This window comes from Paraburkholderia sp. EG304 (assembly GCF_046543485.1).
In the GTDB taxonomy this organism is placed as follows: domain Bacteria; phylum Pseudomonadota; class Gammaproteobacteria; order Burkholderiales; family Burkholderiaceae; genus Paraburkholderia; species Paraburkholderia youngii.
In genome coordinates, this window is record NZ_JBKGUA010000006.1 from 27,089 (window position 1) to 44,626 (window position 17,538).

Here is a 17,538-nt window from a genome sequence, read left to right on the forward strand (position 1 = left end):
CGCTGGCTTACTACCGCTGCGACGTCATCCAATTTTCTGCGACGTAATGCGGCCGCCGTTCCGACGCCAGCTTCCGGCCCCGGATAAGATCCGAAGCCATCTCACCGATCATGATGCAAGGCGCATTCGTATTTGCCGCGACCACGAGGGGCATGATCGACGCGTCGGCTACTCTAAGGTTTTCCAAGCCCCGTACCTTTAAATTGGGTGCGACCACCGCATCGTCGTCGGTTGCAGCGCCCATGCGGCAAGTCCCCGACGGGTGATAAGCAGTCGCGACGCGAGAGGCGACCCAAGCATCGATTTGTTCGTCGGTTTGGACGTCATCCCCCGGAGCCAATTCTTTTCCGCGATAGGGATCGAATGCTTTTTGCGCGACGATTTCGCGCGTCAAACGCAACGAATTCCTGAAGCTTTCGCGATCGGCCTCGGACTCGAGATAGTTGAATTTGAGGTAGGGCTGGTCGGTCGCGCGATTGGTTTTGATGGCAAGACTTCCCCGGCTCTGCGCCCGCATCAACGTCATATGAATTTGGAAGCTGTATCCGGGGTAGGGCGCAAAGGTCTCCGGCTGAAACGCCAAGCCCAAGAACTCGAGCTTCAAATCGGGGTAGCGCACGCCCGCCTTCGTCCGTATGTACGCTGCAGCCTCGAACTGGTTGCTCGCCGCAACGCCCGTCTTCGTCAGGAACCATTGCGCGCCGGCAAGGTGCTTGCGAGGAAACTTCGTGAAAGCAGCCAGCCCGAACGGCTGCCGGCATTCGACTTGCAGCGTGATATCCGGATGGTCCTGAAGGTTCGCACCGACACCGCGTAGCTCATGAACCGCCTCGACGTTGGCGGCGCGCAGCACGTCGCCCGGCCCCACACCCGAGAGCTGCAGGAGTTGCGCCGAGCCGATCGAACCCGAACAGAGAATCACTTCTCTGCGGGCAGTCGCCACCCGACTTTCGCCGTTCTTCCGAAGCCGGACGCCCGTCGCCCGCTTGCCCGCGAAAACGATCTGCTCGGCGAGCGTATTCGTGCTGATGGTGAGGTTGGCGCGGCGGCGCACGTCCGGCGAAAGATATGCGCGGGCCGCACTCCAGCGGCGCCCACCGTAAATCGTGCATTCGCTGGGGTGAAAACCCTCATGCTGATACGCGTTGGAATCATCGGTCGTCGGGTAGCCGGCTTGTTTCCCGGCTTCCATGAAAGCCGCCTGGAGCGGGTCCTTCGCCACGTCCGGGCGGCTGACTCGCAACGGGCCGTGGCGGCCTCGATAATCGTTGCCGTCTCCGCAAAACGTCTCGGATCGCTTGAAGTACGGCAGAACATCCGCGTAGCTCCAGCCGGTACAACCGTAGGTTTGTTCCCAGCCGTCGTAATCGAGCGCGTTGCCTCGGGTATACACCATCCCGTTGATCGAGGACGACCCGCCAAGCACCTTCCCTCGCGGATGGTCGACCTGCCGCCCGGACAAATACTTTTCGGGATCGCTGACGTACTGCCAGTTGAACTCACTGCCGGAAACTAGGCTTTCGACAGCAAGGGGCATGTCGATGGTCCAGCTTTTGTCTTCCGGTCCGGCTTCAACGAGAAGGACGGTGATCGAACGATCCTCGGACAGCCGTGACGCGATCACGCATCCGGCGGATCCAGCGCCGACGACGATGTAGTCGAAAGTCTGGTCGGGCAATTTGAAGTCTTTGATGTTCATGGCAGCAACAACGCGGATGGTGTTTAGACTGATGGTACTGTAAAAATGACTACCTAGTATAATTTTTTCGAGGGTTAGCGAACAGGGCTTGCAGCCTTGCTCCATATATAGAGGCCGTGGGTGCTAGGGATTTCCCTAGATCGTTCGGTGCAACGCATCAATTCCGAGGAAACGGGCCGCTCGCCTGCATTCCTTTAAATTTGAATGACTAGGACGTAAATCTGACTATGCGGTATATTATGAGCGGGGCAGGAGCGAGTCGCCCACGCATGGCGCATGGCACGGGTAAACCCGTCCCATTGCTGTCCAAGTTGGCGTCCAGATGATGGACGCCAACACCATGCCTGCGGCCCGCGTCGTATCGACAGCCTGCTCTCGAGATTCGCTTTGCGCTCCGTTGCTCGGGGAAGCGCGGGCTTCCTTGTCCAGTTCCGATTGCTAACGAGACAACCATGGATAAATTCTTGAAGTTTTACATCGCCGGTCAGTGGGTCGACCCCGTCGAACCGCGCAAGGCGGCCGTCATCAATCCGGCGACGGAGGAACCGGCTGCCTATATCTCGATGGGATCGCAGGCCGATGTCGACCGTGCGGTCCGGGCCGCTCGCTCGGCCTTCCCGAGCTATGCGCAAACATCGACGGCGGATAAGGTCGCCTTCTTCGAGCGCGTGCTCCCGATCCTCAAGCGGCGCCATGGAGAGATCGCCTCGTTGATCTCGCAAGAGATGGGTTGCCCCATCACCTTCGCCAACGAAGCACAGGTCACGTCCTGTATCGCGCATACCGAAACGGTCATCGACATCTTGAAGTCGTACGCGTTCGAAGAGCAGGTCGGCAGCACCCGAATCATCAAGGAACCCATCGGCGTCGTCGGTCTCATCACGCCGTGGAATTGGCCGCTGAACCAGGTCGTCTGCAAGGTGCTTTACGCACTCGCGGCCGGTTGCACGATCGTGTTGAAGCCCAGTGAGATCGCGCCCCTCGATGCGACGATCTTTGCGGAGATTCTCGAGGAAGCCGGTCTTCCTGCCGGTGTGTTCAATCTCGTCAATGGCGACGGCCCGACGGTCGGCGAAGCCATTTCGCGTCACCCCGACATCGACATGGTGTCCTTCACCGGCTCGACCCGTGCGGGCGTTCTCGTCGCCAAGGCGGCAGCCGACTCGGTGAAACGCGTGACGCAAGAGCTGGGCGGCAAATCCGCGAACATCGTTTTCGACGATGCCGATCTGGATGCCGCGGTTCGATCGTGCGTGCGAGCCATCTGCGCCAACAGCGGGCAAACCTGCGACGCACCGACTCGATTGCTCATCGCGCGCCATCAGTACGAGAAAGCCGTTGAAATTGCTGCGGACGAAGCGCGCAAGCATACGGTGGGCGACCCGACCGATCCGAAAACGATGGTGGGGCCGGTCGCCAATCGCGTTCAGTTTGAAAAGATTCAGCGCCTGATTTCGAATGGCGTGGCCACAGGCGGGCGGGTAGCGGCGGGCGGCCCCGGACGTCCGGAAGGTCTCGACCGCGGCTTCTATATCCGGCCGACGATCTTTGCCGACGTTTCGCCCGACATGGCTATTGCACGCGAAGAGATCTTCGGCCCCGTGCTGGTTTTGATTCCCTACGACAGTGAAGACGAGGCCGTCGAGATCGCCAACGACACGGAATACGGGCTCGCCGGGTACGTCTCTTCAGGCGACCTCGAGCGCGCTCGACGTGTCGCCCGGCGCCTGCGTGCCGGTTCCATCTTCGTCAACAGCCCGGACTTCGATGTGCGCGCGCCGTTCGGGGGCTACAAACGCTCCGGCAATGGCCGCGAAGCCGGCGCGTATGGCTTGACGGAATACCTCGAAGTGAAATCGGTGGTCGGCCACGGCTGATCGCGGGCAAACATGTCTACGAGCGGCCGCGGCACGATGTCACGAGCCGCTCTCAACTCAAAGGTGCGAATGATGTTCGACTTCAAAGACAAGATTATCGTAGTGACGGGTGGAGAAACCGGGATTGGCCGCGCCACCGTCGAATCGTTTGCTCGCGCAGGCGGTACCGTGGTCATCGCGGGCTTTCTCGAAGACGAGGGCGACGATGTGGTCTCCTCGCTTGCGAAAGAAAACCTCAAGGCCGAGTTCATGAAGACCGACGTTCAGAACGAGGAAATGATCGAAGACGTTACGGGTAAGGTCATCGCCAAGTATGGTCGAATCGATGTTCTGGTGAACAACGCCTCGATTTTCGATGGATTCGCCGGCATCAATGAAACGACTACGGCCCTGTGGGACAAAGTCATCAACACCAATCTGCGCGGAACGTTCTTGATGAGCCGCACCGTCTTGAAGTACATGATGCCGCGTGGCGAAGGCGCCATCGTCAATGTCGCTTCCGTCGGCGGCGTCATCGGCGGCGCCGATGGCCTAGCTTATACCTCGTCGAAGTTCGGCGTGATCGGTCTCACGCGTCAGATGGCGTGCGATTTGACCGCCAAGGGCATCAAAGTCAACGCCGTGTGCCCCGGTATGATTCAAACCGACATGCGCAAGCATTCCACGCGCATTCTGGCCGACGATGCCCCGCCGATGCGCGGCGTCGGCGTCAACCCCGATGCACTGAAGCGCGTCCCTGCCGGCAAAAAGGGCGTGCCCAACGATATCGCCAATGCGATCCTGTTCGCCGCGTCGCCGTACTCGAACTACATGAACGGCCACTCGCTCATGATCGACGGCGGTTGGACGATCCAGTAAGAAATATGCGGGCATCATGCCCGCATTTCGCTCTCGTTCGAGAGAATAAAACGGCCAAGACATGATGCTTGGCCGTTCATATTTCGAGGATCAGGTGTTGTAATTGCCTGCATCCCATTTGTATTGCTTGCGCCAGTCCTTCGGAAGCTTCGCGAATCTCGACAGGCCGAGCTCTTTGATGGGGATGCTGCTCTCTCCCGTCAGCGTCAATTCCGCCATGGCCTTGCCGATCGCAGGCGATAAGCCGAAGCCATGACCCGACGTGACCGCGACGTACATGCCCTCAGGCCCCGGGACCTTGTCCAGGATCAGCGAGTGATCGGGCGTCAGATCGATCACACCACCCCAGCATCGCAACAGCGGAATGCTTGCGGCCGACGGCAGCAGTTCCGAGACGCGACGCGCGGCGTTGCGGATGATCGGTGTAGTGGGCTTGTCGGGCTCCGAAGTCAAATCGACGTCGATCCACTCGTGCGGGCCGCCGTTGAAATGCAGGTTGCCGCGATGCGTCTGTCGCACAGATACCCCGTTCCCGATCATCGCGAACGTAAACATCGGCGGCAGCGGCGCCGTGACCATCGCCTCGAGCCTGGCCGCGGCGACCGGCACATAACCGCCGATCATGTCGGCGATCATGCCCGCCTGAGGGCCGGCGCAGTTCACGATTTTCGGCGCGGAGATTTCGCCATTGGGGGTTTTGAGTCCCGTTATCGCGCCGCCTGAGGTCGTGATCGATAACACCGGCGAATTCTCCAGAATTTTCACGCCGCGATCGTTGCCGGCCCAAGCAAACGCCTGCGCGGTTCGCTGCGGGTTGGCATGCCCCGCGCGTGTCGTGTGAATGCCGCCGACGACGGATTCACTCAAATAAGGCAACAACTCCCGCGCCTCTTTGCCGTCGATCAGCCGGAACTCGAAATCGGTCTTCTTGAACGCTTCAAACGTGGCCTGCATCTCTTCCCATTCGTAGGGAAATGCGGCCCATAGACGGCCCTTGGGGCACCACTCGGTTACGTATCCGAGTTCATCGTCCAGCGTATTCCAGATCCGTTCCGCTTCCGCGGCGACACGTGCTTCGATGGGCGTCTCGCCGCGCAGGCTCAAGTACCCGCTCGCCCGGCCGGAGGCCTCCCAAGCAGTCCTGCCTTTGTCCAATACGACGACCTTCGCCCCGGCCTTTGCCAGCCAGTATGCGGTCGACAAGCCAACGACCCCAGCACCCACAACAGCTACGTCAGCGGTTTCCATGAAACTCCTCTTGCTAATCCATTCGCACCGTTCTTTACTGCGCCGATCAGTCGGATTCGACTCACGTCATTCGTGGTCGACCGGCGGAGCGGGCCAGTACAGCCAGCCGGCGCGCATCTCCTGCGTCTCTTCGTATTCCGCAATGACTTGCAAGGGAATGGGGCGAACCGGGCAGCGATAGGACCCGGGCGTAATGGTTTCGAGCGGCTTGCCCGCCGCCTTCGCGAGCAGCATCGAAGACTGGTCGCGACAACGCTTTCCTTGGCAGTGGCCCATACCGACGCGCGTCAGTCGTTTTACGAGATCTTGGCTAGCCTGTCCGACTTCCGACAACCCTTTGAGGCCGCCGCACGGCGCCCGGTTTTCGGCTTTCAAGTAGCCCGGGGGGCTGACATCGAGCAATTCCTGGCGCGACACTTCTTCGCACTGGCACACGGTCACATCGAGCCCCTGCACGCGAACGAACGCGTCGAGCCATGCGTCGGCAGGGTAGTCGGCAGCCGCTTCCGACGGCAGCGCTCGCGGCTGCGAATCGATCGGCAGCGAATCGCTATCGGCGTGTGTCGCGATGTACTGTGCGGCCCGGCGACCTTGCGCTTCCGCTTCGCTCGGATCGAGCACCATTCGGTCCGTCACACCCGCGCCATCTCCAACGACGAAAACGTTCGGCAGGCTCGTTTGCATGTTGGCGCTAACGGCGGGCACCCATCCGTTGAGTTCGCGATGGAACTCGGTTTTGCAGCCCGTGATCGACGCCAGCTCGATATTCGGCACCGCGCCAAACGCCATGCAAATGGTGTCGCACGGCACTTCGACGGCGCCGCCCGCCACAGCTTGCCCCGACTCGTCCAAGGCAACGAGTTCGATTCCTTTGACTTCGGTATCGCCGGTCGCGCGCAGGACTGCCGTCGAGAGATGGAAGGCTACACCGGCGCTCTCGAGCTCCCGCGCCAACTCCCGATCGCCTTTGATCTCGGCCGCGACCTCAACGATGGCGGCGACAGCGATGCCCTTGGAAAGCGCCAGCTGAGCCGTGCGCAGGCTGAGGTTGCCGCTGCCGAGCACGACGATCTTCGTACCACCAAGCGCTTCATAGCGCGACAGCAGCGCGCTCGCGCCATTGGCGCCCAGAACGCCCGGCAAATTCCAGCCGGGAAAAGACAACACGAGATCGCGCGACCCCGGCGCGACGATCAGATAGTCGTAATCGAGTAGCGAGCTGCGTTCGGCATCCGCCACCCCGATCTGATACGTCTTCTGATGCGTGTTGTTTTTGCTCGGGCGGAAGCTGCCCCAAACGGCGGTGCCCGTCACCACATCGACGCCTGCTTCGAGACACGCCATCAGGGGCTCATTCGAGCCCAAAACCCGCTCTGCGATGAGGCCCGGATCCGATAGGACCGAAGGGAGCCGAGCGCCATAAAAATAAGGCGCGTCGAGGCTCATCGCCGATACCTCTTGAGGGTGCTCGTCGATGATCGTCACCCGCAACCCCGCATTGGCGGCTTCAAGAGCGGCTGCACAACCCGCGGCGCCCGCGCCCACCACTATCACGTGCTTATTCGTTTCCATACCCACACTTATCCGTTCTGAGCGCGCAGTTCCTTCACCCGCGCAACGAATGCGGGCAGGACATCCTTCGCGTCGCCCACTACCCCGAAACGCGCTATTCGGTAAATGTTCGCGTCCGGATCGTTGTTGATCGCGACCACGGTCTTTGCGCCCGAAATACCGGCCAGGTGATGAACCGCTCCAGAGATTCCGACGGCAAGGTACACATCCGGCCGAATCTTCACACCACTGAAGCCGACCTGTTTGGAAGGCGGTATCCAGCCGAGTTCGACCACGGCTCGGCTCCCTCCCACGCCGGCGCCCAAGGCTGCCGCCGCGTCGTCGATCAGCTTCCAGTTTTCCTTGCTGCCGATGCCAAGCCCGCCCGAGATCACGACTCGCGCACTCTTCAACTGCGGGCCGGCGCCAACCGGGTCTGCAATGTCGTCCAGGACTTGAACCCGCGTGTTGATTTCCGGCGCAGTGACTCGGTGGAGCCGACCCGCAACCACATCCTCCACGATGGGCTCATAGCTACCGGGCGCGACAATCGCCATCCTCAACGGACGATTGAAGGTGTACTCCGCCTTCGCAGCGCCACCGCTGACCGGCTTCGTGGCGATGACTTCGCCGTCGCTGACGACAAGACCGCTGCACGACGTAACCAGTGCCGCATCCAATCGCGCGGCCAGCCGTGGCACCCACTCATTCGTTTCCGAGGTTTGCGGAAACAGCGCGAATTCCGGCGCCGCCGCGTCGACGATCGCGCTCACGGAAGCGACGTATGCATCGCCAAGATACGACTTCAGGCGCTCATCATCGACAAAATAAACGTCCGAACCCGAGACTTGGCCCAATTCGGACGCCGCTTTCTCGACGCCCGTGCCCAAAATGGCTCCGGCCACCGACGTACCGAGCGCCTGTGCGAGCTGCCGCGCCGCAGCAGCGACCTCTCGAGCGCCGGGCAGCAACACGCCGTTCGCCGCGCAACCGAAAAACAAGACGCCCGCCATCAGATCACTCCTTCTTCATGCAACCGATCGGCCAGGGCTCTGCCTGCCGCCGCGCCGTCCGCAGCAGAAACGATTTCCGCGCGCGCCGTGCTGACCTCGGGGAAGTAGACTCGCCGAAGCACCATACTCGGGGCGGGCAGATCAACGCCCAGATCAGCCGCCCTCAACGTTGGTATCTCGGCCTTCTTCGAACCCATGACACCCTTGAGCGAAGGAGAACGCGGCTTGTTCGCCTCGTTCGAAATACCCAGCAACACGGGCAACGCCGACCGAACGCGCTGGACGCCATCGTCTGTCAGACGCTCGACCTGAACGGAATCCGCCGCGACTTCGACCATGCGTTTTAACGGCGATACCGCGCTCAACCCGAGTTGCTCCGCGAGCCGAAACAGCACTTGCCCGTTATCGGTGTCGGACGATTGCCTGCCGCATAAAACGAGGTCCACGGCCGGGAGTGTACGAATCGCGGCCGCGAGCAGCGTCGCAACGGGGGCCGGATCGGAATCGATCCCGCCGGCGCCCTCGATGTGGATCGCCTTATCCGCGCCCATGGCGATCGCACGGCGAAGATGCCCCTTCAGCGCCTCGCCGCCCACACCCAGAACGGTAACCGATCCGCCCAGCGCTTCACGTATCTTGAGCGCCTCTTCGACGGCGTTGACGTCGTACCCGTTCGCCACGTCGCTCACACCGGCCGGATTGGTCAGCGATTTTCCGTCTGCACCGAGGACCAAGCGCTCCGGTGGCGTATTGGGGTCATGGACCTGCTTCAGGGTTACTACGATATGCATTTGTCTCTCCATCCGAATAAGTCGCCCCGCCAAGCTATCTCAACCAGCCGCCCGTCCAGCATTCCCCCGAAGAACCCCCGATTGCTCTGGACCGACAACCTGCGGTTGCCGTGGTACGAGAGAGCCCCTCGCACTCAAAATACGACCGAAAGATAGAATAATTCGACCCTTCGGTCAGTATGCACCAACGGGCCGCAAAGTCAAAAAACTTTCTTCCCTCGGCCCGGCGTTCACATTGGCACATGGGGGTGGGACGTTGTACGTAGGACGGCGACGCTTCACGGCGACCTTCGTCGCGTACGCCAGGCCATCGTCCCTCCTTGCGCATCGCAATTTCCGCGGGATATACTAGGCGGTCAGTTTTTTATTATCAGCAGTTTTTAAAACGTCGTCAACGGACGCACGCTCTAGCGATCGGCAAGGCGCTAAGGAGCATCAAAGCGCACCGCTTCACAGGCGAGCAATACGCCTGTCGCTGATAACGAAATAAAGACATCGAGCCACCCCATCATCGGTGCATTGGAGGTCAGGATGAAGGTACTAGTAGCAGTGAAGCGGGTTGTCGACTTCAACGTCTCGGTTCGCGTCAAATCGGACAATACGGGCGTCGATATCGCCGCCGTGAAGATGTCGATGAATCCCTTCGACGAAATTGCGGTTGAAGAGGCCGTGCGCTTGAGAGAGGCGGGCGTCGCGATCGAGGTCGTTGCCGTATCGTGCGGCGTGGCTCAATGTCAGGAGACATTGCGCACCGCGCTTGCCATCGGCGCCGATCGCGCCATTCTCGTGGAAACGCAGACAGAACTCCAACCGCTCGCCGTCGCGAAGCTCCTCTATGCGCTCGTCGAAGAAGAAAAACCCGACCTCATCATCGTGGGCAAGCAAGCCATCGACGACGACTCCAATCAGACCGGTCAGATGCTCGCAGCGCTTGCGGGAATCCCTCAAGCGACCTTCGCAGCGAAAATCACCATTGCAGACGGCAAAGCGACCGTATCTCGCGAGGTGGACGGCGGCGCCGAGACGCTGAAGCTCACGCTGCCCGCGTTGGTGACGACGGATCTTCGTTTGAATGAGCCGCGCTACGTGACGCTGCCGAACATCATGAAGGCGAAAAAGAAGCCTCTGGCGGTCACGACACCGGAGGAACTGCACGTCGACGTCAAACCGCGTCTCAAGACGCTGCGCGTTGCCGAGCCGGCCAAGCGCGCGGTAGGGCAAAAGGTGGCGGACGTTGCAACGCTGGTGGACAAACTCAAGACCGAAGCCAAGGTCATCTGAGACAACGCGGAGATTAATGACATGACCATCCTGGTTATCGCTGAACACGACAACGCAACGTTGAATCCCGCCACGTTGAACGCCATCACCGCCGCGCAGAAGATCGGTGGCGATCTGCACGTGTTGATCGCCGGTCACAATGCGCAAGCCGCGGCCAGCGCCGCCGCGAAAATCGCCGGCGTGACAAAGGTGTTGCTGGCGGATGCCCCGCACTTGGCGGAGGGCATCGCCGAAAACGTCGAGGCGACGGTCCTTGGCATTGCACAGAACTACACTCACCTGCTCGCACCCGCGACAGCGTACGGCAAGAACGTCCTGCCCCGGATTGCGGCAAAGCTCGACGTCGCGCAGATCAGCGACATCATCGCCGTCGATGCCCCCGATACGTTCCAACGCCCCATTTACGCCGGCAATGCGATCGCCACCGTGCAGTCGCACGATCCGATCAAGGTCGTCACGGTTCGTTCCACTGCGTTCGAGGCGGCGGCAAGCGAGGGCGGCAACGCCGCAATCGAGCCCATTACGCCGGCCCCGGCGACGGACCGTGCAAAGTTCGTTTCGCGCGAAATCGCCAAGCTGGAACGCCCCGAACTGACGACCGCGAGCGTGGTGGTGTCAGGCGGGCGCGGCCTTGGCAACAAGGAAAACTTCGAGTCGGTGCTGACGCCGCTGGCGGACGCGCTGAACGCCGCGGTCGGCGCATCGCGCGCCGCCGTCGATGCCGGCTTCGCATCGAACATCTATCAAGTCGGGCAGACGGGCAAGATCGTGGCGCCTCGCCTCTATATCGCAGTGGGCATCTCGGGCGCCATCCAGCACTTGGCCGGCATGAAAGACTCGCACGTCATCGTTGCGATCAATAAGGACGCCGACGCACCGATCTTCAGTGTTGCCGATTACGGGCTCGTCGGCGATCTGTTCGCACTGGTGCCGGAACTGGCGAAAGCATTGCATTAAGCGAAAAGCGAAAGCGTCAAACTGGGGCGGCCATCGGCGTGCGACCGATCTCACGCGGGGAGACCCCCGCCCCCTACTAATCTCATTCACCGACGGAGTTGTTCAATCATGGCAGTTGAAGCCGCCATCCAGGCTCAGGAACGAGAGTCGATGCAATACGATGTTGTGATTGTGGGTGGCGGCCCGGCTGGGTTGTCAGCTGCGATTCGTCTCAAGCAACGTGCCGCTGAACTCGACACCGAGATCAGCGTGTGCGTCCTCGAAAAGGGTTCCGAAGTCGGCGCGCATATTCTTTCGGGCGCCGTGATGGATCCGCGCGCACTGAACGAGTTGATCCCCGATTGGAAAGAAAAAGGCGCGCCTTTGAGCGTCGAGGTCACCGAAGATCGCTTTCTGTTTTTGTCGGAAACCGGCGCGAAGGCCGTGCCGAACTGGGCATTGCCTGGCAACTTCAAGAATCACGGCAACTATGTGATCAGCCTGGCGAATGTCACGCGCTGGCTCGGCCAACAAGCGGAAGCGCTCGGCGTCGAAATCTTCCCGGGTTTTCCCGCAGCGGAAGTGCTGTACAACGACGACGGCTCAGTGAGAGGCGTCGCAACGGGAAACATGGGGATCGGCAAGAACGGGGAGCCGACGGAAAACTTCCAGTTGGGGATGGAACTGCACGCGAAGTACACGCTGTTCTGCGAGGGCGCGCGCGGCCATCTGGGCCGTCGACTCCAGGACAAGTTCCGGCTGCGCGATGCCGCCGATCCGCAGGTGTACGGCATCGGCATCAAGGAACTGTGGGAAATCGATCCGGCGAAACACAAGCCTGGGCTCGTCATTCATACCGCCGGCTGGCCGCTCGATACCCAAACCTATGGCGGCTCGTTCCTCTATCACATCGACAACCACCAAGTGATGGTGGGCTTCGTCGTCGGCCTCGGCTATTCGAATCCGTTCTTCTCTCCGTTCGACGAATTCCAGCGCTACAAGACGCACCCGGAAATCCGCAAATTCCTCGAAGGCGGCAAGCGGCTCTCCTACGGCGCGCGCGCGATCACCGCGGGTGGGTTGCTGTCGCTGCCGAAGCTGACGTTCCCGGGCGGCGCCATCGTCGGCGATGATGCGGGCTTCCTGAACGCCTCGCGCATCAAGGGCTCGCATGCCGCGATCAAGACCGGCATGCTGGCGGCAGACGCGGCATTCGACGCCGTGCAGGCCGGGCGCGAACACGACGAGCTCTCGGCCTACCCGGAGTCGTTCGAAAACTCGTGGCTTCACACCGAGCTCTACAAGGCACGCAACTTCAAGCAGTGGATGAGCAAGGGCTTGTACCTGGGCACGCTCATGGTCGGCATCGAGCAGAAGCTGCTCGGCGGCAATGTGCCGTGGACGCTGCGTCATCGACATCACGATCACGAGATGCTCAAGCCGGCGTCCGAGTGCGATCCGATCGAGTATCCGAAGCCGGACGGCAAGCTGACGTTCGACCGCCTCTCTTCCGTCTTCATCTCGAACACGAACCATGAAGAGAATCAGCCTGCTCACCTCACGCTCAAGGATCCGACGGTACCGATTAGCGTGAACCTCGCGACGTATGCAGGCCCGGAAAGCCGTTACTGCCCGGCCGGGGTATACGAGTTCGCGAAAAACGACGACGGCGGCGAACGGCTCGTGATCAACGCGCAGAACTGCCTGCACTGCAAGACATGCGACATCAAGGACCCGACCCAGAACATCGTCTGGGTGACCCCTGAAGGCGGCGGCGGGCCCAACTACCCCAATATGTGACGACGCAAACGCGATACGGGCCCGACACCTCCTCGAGATGTCGGGCCCGCACATCAAGCAGGGGTTAAACGGCTCGCCAGCCCGCGCCCAGCAGATCTTCCTTGAGGTTCTTCCGTTCCTGGGCATACGACGCGTCGCCATCCGCCACGCCGCGAATGCGGATCTTCGACCTGAGCTCCTCGGAGATATGAGCAATGAGGCCAGGCATCGTCGACACCAACGCCAACCCCGTCATTTCAGCGGGCGTGAACTGCATCTGCGCCAAGATTGCCGCCATCAACCCCACCTCGTTGATCACGAGATCAGGCTTGTTTGCCTGCTTGATAAACGACGCATGGATGGCTTCGTACCAATCGCACAGCTCGCCCCAGACACCGTTCTCCCGCGCAATGGCTTTCAGCTTTTGCGCTCGCGGATCCGCGTAGCGGAAGTTGGGATGCCCGAAGCCGGGGACTCGCTGCTGCTTCGCCCGAAGCTCCGCGACGATGACGTCAGCCGCATCCGCCATCGAGCCGTCTTGCCGTTTGTATGAGGCGAACGTAGACAAGATGAACTCGCCGGTGGCGTCAGGCGCGAGCGTGTATTCGCCAGCCGACAGCACCGCCGTCGCCAGCCCCGCCACCATCGACGGATTGCCGGAAACGCAATAGCGCGCGGCCACGGTGCCGGGCTTCTTCAGCGAATAGTCGAGCACCGAGCAAAGAATCGCGTCCATCATCTTCGACTCGCCCGGTGTCGGCAGCCTGCCGCGGATCAGCAAATAGGAGGCCGACGCAAAGGACAGTCGCCCGATCAGCTCCCCCAAATCGTAGCCACGAATGAAAACGCTCGATTCTTCAACGTGGCTGACCGACGATTCCCACGCCGGCTTTGCAGAACTTGTCATCCTCTATCCCATCCCTCAGTTTGATTGGCCGATTCTATGTGCCATGGTTCTAAGCGATCCCGGCAAATAGACTGTCTAGGATTAAAATATACTGCCTGGACAAATTTTTGTCCACGTGGTCTATAATCGGCTGCGCGGCACGCCAAGACTTCTCTCATCAACGTAGGGGCAAGCAATGCTTACGGCAATCAATCAGCCCGGGATCTCCTATCCCGGCATTTCTCAAGCGATTCAGGGTTCCGGCGATGTCCTGGTGTTGGGCGGCCACGTTTCGTCGGACGAAAAAGACAACTTTGTCGATGGTGACTTCGAAACGCAGGTGCGAAACACGTTTAGGGCGCTCGAGCGAACGTTGCGAGCCGCGGGCGTGGGCTTTGAAGCCGTCGCCCGCTTCACGTACTACGTGCCGGATTTCGAAGAGCGTCTGCTTCCGGTCTTCAAGCGGGTCCGCGCGGAGTTCATCACCGGTCAAAATCCGCCGGCGAGCACGTTCATCCCCGTTGCTAAGCTCTTCGATTCGCGAGCACGAATCGAGGTCGATGGCATTGCGGTCGTCCCCAGCAAGACTCGCATCGGCTAAACGCCATATCAAAAGGAGGCCGGTCGTGCCGTCAAGACATCTCGTGGATCCGGAACTGAGTGCGCTAATTGGGGAAGAGGCTTCGTCCCCGGTGGATCTCGGCACGCTGCCGCAGTCGCGGGCCGTGATGGCGGAAAGCATCGGCGTGTGGTTTCCCCCGCCGCCGGATGCGGTGGAAATCGTCGAGCGCATGATCCCTGGGCCGGCCGGTGCGCCGGATGTGCGTGTGATCATCACACGGGCAAAAGGGGGCCGTAGCGTTGGCCCGGCTTTTCTTCACATCCACGGTGGCGGCTACGTCATGGGCTTGCCGGAGATCAACCTTGCCACCGACGCGGCATATGCGCTCGAATTAGGCGCGACTGTCGTATCCGTGAGCTATCGGTTAGCACCCGAGACCCCGCATCCCGGACCGGTGGAGGATTGCTACGCCGCGCTGCGCTGGCTCAACGCCGAGGCAGAATCGTTAGGCGCCGACGCGCGTCGGATCGTGGTTACGGGCGAGAGCGCCGGTGGCGGCCTTGCGGCGGCGTTGGTACTCCTTGCCCGCGACCGAGGTGAAATCCCCGTCGCTTTCCAGCATCTGCTCTACCCGATGCTCGATGATCGAACGGCCGTGTGCCTTGAACCGTCGCCCTATCTGGGCCAGTTCGTTTGGACGCAAGCGAACAACTTCTTCGGATGGACGTCGCTGCTAGGCGGGCCGCCGGGTGGCGCGGATGTGTCGGCCTACGCCGCGGCGGCGCGCGCAGACAATGTCGAGGGACTTCCGCCCACCTTCATCGCCTGCGGGGCGATCGATCTTTTTCTACTGGAGAACATGGAGTACGCACGCCGGCTGATGCTAGCGGGCGTGCCCACCGAGCTTCACATCTATCCGGGCGCCCCGCACGCGTTCGATCTGGTCGATACCGCTCAAGTCGCCCAAGCCTATGTTCGCGATTCGATCTCGGCGCTGAAGCGGGCGGTAGGCGACTGAGCTTGCAAGAACGAGGCCGAGCTGCGCTCATTGCGCTCGGCCTCAGCGTGAGCACGATAGCTTCGAACGTGCTCCTACTCGTCAACCGAGGGAGTTACGCAGTGGTAGCAGCCCTCGCGACCTTCGTCGTGGTTTTGCGCGCGGTTGTCGCCTTGTTTGCGGCCGGCTTAGCGGCTTCAGGGACCATGTAACCGCTCGTCAAGATATCCACGTAGTAGTCGGCGATCTCCGGCGCCGAAATAGGACCTTGCTCCTTGTACCAGCGATACAAAGAATTGCACATCCCCAAAAATCCCGCGACGGCGACACTGGGCGGGATGTCGCGGAACACCCCTTTCTTCACGCCGTCCTTGTAGACGCCATTGATGACGGCGTCGTACTCGCGCCGACGCTGAACGTGCAGCTTGAGCTGCTTCTCGTCAAGCTCGCTCTCTTCGCGGTTGTAGATCGCGGTCCAATCTCGGCGCTCCATGACCAACAGAGCGTGGCCTTTCAAAAGCTCTCTCAGGGCGAGATCGGGAGGCAAGTTCTTCGCCACCACCGATGAAATCATCTCGAAGTAGCTATCGTAGATACGATTGAAAATCTGCCACAGGATTTCGTTCTTGCTTTTGAAATAGTAATAAACCACCGATTTCGTATAGCCGAGATTCGCTGCCACATCATCGATCGTGACGGCGCGGAAACCTCTCTCCGCGAACAAAACGACGGCGGAAGCAATAATTTCGTCCTGTACGTAAGCCTGCTTCTTCGCCTTCAGCTGTTCTCTACGATCGATTTTCATAATGTTTTCCCAGAATCAGCATTAAGTTCTAGTTCGGTGCTTCGCGTCACGCGGAAACATTCGTTGCGTCGGACGATACGGTCAGCGCGCGAACCCCCGACCGAACGGAATCAGGTATCGCTATGCTCTTTCTCTCTTTCAGATGAAAGTAGACCGAAGTCATCAGGATTTCGGCGGCCAATTCGCCGCTTCTTGCCAGCAGTCGGTGCTTGGACTTGAGCGAGGTCCTGCCGAGATCGACGACTTCGCTCTCTACTGTGTAAAGATCGCCCACTCGAAGTTCCGAGCGAAAGTCGATCTCATAGCGAACGTCGGCCCAACCCTCGTCTCTAGCATTTCGCCACTCAGGGTCATACCCGAGGCGCGACACGAGATGCCACATCGCTTGATCAAACGCCGCGATGTAGTACTGGACGGTCATATGCCCCATCGCATCCGTTTGCGATGGATAGACAACGCCATTGAACGTTGGGATTGCCATTGGTCTCCTTGACGGATACGCCGACGCATCGCGCTCGCCCATCGAGCTCGATGTATTGTCTTTTTTTTTGACCCATCAGTCAACCAGTTCGTCCGGCGCTGCGCTGCCCCGCATGCCGCTGTACGACCTGCGCCGGCGCTAGGTCAACAAGTCCTCGAAATACGCGCCGAACGGTCGCGTCTTATGTCGGATGAGCGTTTCCAAGATCCAGATGTTGCGAGTCGGCACGCCGTCCATCGACCGGAGCGTTCCATGATACTGGTGCGGGAAATCGCCTACCCTGTGGCCTGACATGACCGAATCGAAGATCCAGCCGAGCTTGTCCGCCTCTGCCGCAGCAAAGTCGTAGAGCTCGACGCCCGTCAATTCCCGCTCTCGCCACACGTCCTGCACGCGGTTCCATAACACCTTCACGTCCGTCTTTGCGCGCAACATTTCCGCATCGTTTCCCACCACGAACGTATCGCCGGAATCCGCTTCGTACCCGTCCCACAAAGGACCGATATCGAGCGTGAAGATGTCGTTCTCTCCGAGTACGACATCCGGCTTCGATGGTGCGCCGTACTCGAGCATGGTGTTGCAGCCGAACCGGATGCAGATAGCGTGCCATCCCTGCAACAGCCCATGCTTCTTGAGCGTCTTGCGCGCGAGCTGGGTGGCCTGAGGTTCAGTCATGCCGGGCTCGATCGCGGCCGCGATGTCGTCGACGGCAAGCCACGTTCTCTCGCGCGCCTCGAGCATGCCCTCATGCTTGAAGGCTTTGCCGACGTGCTC

The 17,538-nt window shown here is 60.6% G+C and carries 16 protein-coding genes; 7 read left to right on the top strand and 9 right to left on the bottom strand.

The features are described from left to right. Positions 1-10 precede the first annotated feature (10 nt). Positions 11-1,699: a choline dehydrogenase gene (locus ACLFKU_RS09325; protein ID WP_410848870.1), complete on the bottom strand. Its 1,689-nt coding sequence runs from the start codon at positions 1,697-1,699 to the stop codon at positions 11-13. A 452-nt stretch (positions 1,700-2,151) separates the two neighbouring features. Between ACLFKU_RS09325 and ACLFKU_RS09330 the strand changes: the two genes are divergently transcribed. Both ACLFKU_RS09330 and ACLFKU_RS09335 read left to right on the top strand, forming a co-directional pair. Continuing rightward, a complete protein-coding gene (locus ACLFKU_RS09330; RefSeq protein WP_410848871.1) occupies positions 2,152-3,576 on the top strand; it encodes an aldehyde dehydrogenase family protein in 1,425 nt (474 codons plus the stop codon). A gap of 72 nt (positions 3,577-3,648) precedes the next feature. Then, positions 3,649-4,434, top strand: a complete 786-nt coding sequence (locus ACLFKU_RS09335; RefSeq protein ID WP_410848872.1) for an SDR family NAD(P)-dependent oxidoreductase — start codon at positions 3,649-3,651, stop codon at positions 4,432-4,434. Between the two features lie 90 nt (positions 4,435-4,524). Here ACLFKU_RS09335 and ACLFKU_RS09340 read toward each other — a convergent pair whose 3' ends face one another. From ACLFKU_RS09340 to ACLFKU_RS09355, 4 genes are all read right to left on the bottom strand, one after another. Then, entirely contained in the window at positions 4,525-5,682 is a 1,158-nt protein-coding gene (locus ACLFKU_RS09340; RefSeq protein WP_410848873.1) for an NAD(P)/FAD-dependent oxidoreductase, read from the bottom strand. 66 nt (positions 5,683-5,748) lie between these two features. Next, positions 5,749-7,254 (bottom strand): FAD-dependent oxidoreductase, encoded by a 1,506-nt coding sequence (locus tag ACLFKU_RS09345; RefSeq protein ID WP_410848874.1) that lies wholly within the window; start codon positions 7,252-7,254, stop codon positions 5,749-5,751. An 8-nt stretch (positions 7,255-7,262) separates the two neighbouring features. Next, positions 7,263-8,246, bottom strand: a complete 984-nt coding sequence (locus tag ACLFKU_RS09350; protein WP_410848875.1) for an electron transfer flavoprotein subunit alpha/FixB family protein — start codon at positions 8,244-8,246, stop codon at positions 7,263-7,265. Beyond that, positions 8,246-9,037, bottom strand: coding sequence for an electron transfer flavoprotein subunit beta/FixA family protein (locus ACLFKU_RS09355; RefSeq protein ID WP_410848876.1), 792 nt, complete (start codon positions 9,035-9,037; stop codon positions 8,246-8,248). The genes ACLFKU_RS09350 and ACLFKU_RS09355 overlap by 1 nt, the downstream gene beginning before the upstream one ends. 531 nt (positions 9,038-9,568) lie before the next feature. Here ACLFKU_RS09355 and ACLFKU_RS09360 point away from each other — a divergent pair. From ACLFKU_RS09360 to ACLFKU_RS09370, 3 genes are all read left to right on the top strand, one after another. Next, entirely contained in the window at positions 9,569-10,318 is a 750-nt protein-coding gene (locus ACLFKU_RS09360) for an electron transfer flavoprotein subunit beta/FixA family protein (RefSeq protein ID WP_410848877.1), read from the top strand. Positions 10,319-10,339: 21 nt separating this feature from the next. Then, on the top strand, positions 10,340-11,275 hold the full coding sequence (locus ACLFKU_RS09365) for an electron transfer flavoprotein subunit alpha/FixB family protein (RefSeq protein ID WP_410848878.1): 936 nt from the start codon (positions 10,340-10,342) through the stop codon (positions 11,273-11,275). Positions 11,276-11,383: 108 nt separating this feature from the next. Beyond that, a complete protein-coding gene (locus tag ACLFKU_RS09370) occupies positions 11,384-13,054 on the top strand; it encodes a 4Fe-4S dicluster domain-containing protein (RefSeq protein ID WP_410848879.1) in 1,671 nt (556 codons plus the stop codon). Between the two features lie 64 nt (positions 13,055-13,118). On the opposite strand, the gene ACLFKU_RS09375 is transcribed toward ACLFKU_RS09370, so the two are convergent. Beyond that, positions 13,119-13,940 carry a citryl-CoA lyase gene (locus tag ACLFKU_RS09375; protein ID WP_410848880.1) on the bottom strand — a complete coding sequence of 274 codons (822 nt, stop codon included), beginning with the start codon at positions 13,938-13,940 and terminating at the stop codon, positions 13,119-13,121. 175 nt (positions 13,941-14,115) lie between these two features. Here ACLFKU_RS09375 and ACLFKU_RS09380 point away from each other — a divergent pair, with 175 nt between their 5' ends. Together ACLFKU_RS09380 and ACLFKU_RS09385 are read left to right on the top strand one after the other, a co-directional pair. Beyond that, positions 14,116-14,520 carry a RidA family protein gene (locus ACLFKU_RS09380; protein WP_410848881.1) on the top strand — a complete coding sequence of 135 codons (405 nt, stop codon included), beginning with the start codon at positions 14,116-14,118 and terminating at the stop codon, positions 14,518-14,520. 43 nt (positions 14,521-14,563) lie between these two features. After that, positions 14,564-15,499 carry an alpha/beta hydrolase gene (locus ACLFKU_RS09385; RefSeq protein ID WP_410848882.1) on the top strand — a complete coding sequence of 312 codons (936 nt, stop codon included), beginning with the start codon at positions 14,564-14,566 and terminating at the stop codon, positions 15,497-15,499. A 94-nt stretch (positions 15,500-15,593) separates the two neighbouring features. Here ACLFKU_RS09385 and ACLFKU_RS09390 read toward each other — a convergent pair whose 3' ends face one another. The 3 genes from ACLFKU_RS09390 to ACLFKU_RS09400 all read right to left on the bottom strand — a co-directional run bounded on the left by ACLFKU_RS09390 (position 15,594) and on the right by ACLFKU_RS09400 (position 17,505). Continuing rightward, a complete protein-coding gene (locus tag ACLFKU_RS09390; RefSeq protein ID WP_410848883.1) occupies positions 15,594-16,283 on the bottom strand; it encodes a TetR/AcrR family transcriptional regulator in 690 nt (229 codons plus the stop codon). A 46-nt stretch (positions 16,284-16,329) separates the two neighbouring features. Beyond that, positions 16,330-16,764: an acyl-CoA thioesterase gene (locus ACLFKU_RS09395; protein WP_410848884.1), complete on the bottom strand. Its 435-nt coding sequence runs from the start codon at positions 16,762-16,764 to the stop codon at positions 16,330-16,332. A 138-nt stretch (positions 16,765-16,902) separates the two neighbouring features. Next, positions 16,903-17,505 (bottom strand): M24 family metallopeptidase, encoded by a 603-nt coding sequence (locus ACLFKU_RS09400; protein WP_410848885.1) that lies wholly within the window; start codon positions 17,503-17,505, stop codon positions 16,903-16,905. Between the last annotated feature and the right edge of the window lie 33 nt (positions 17,506-17,538).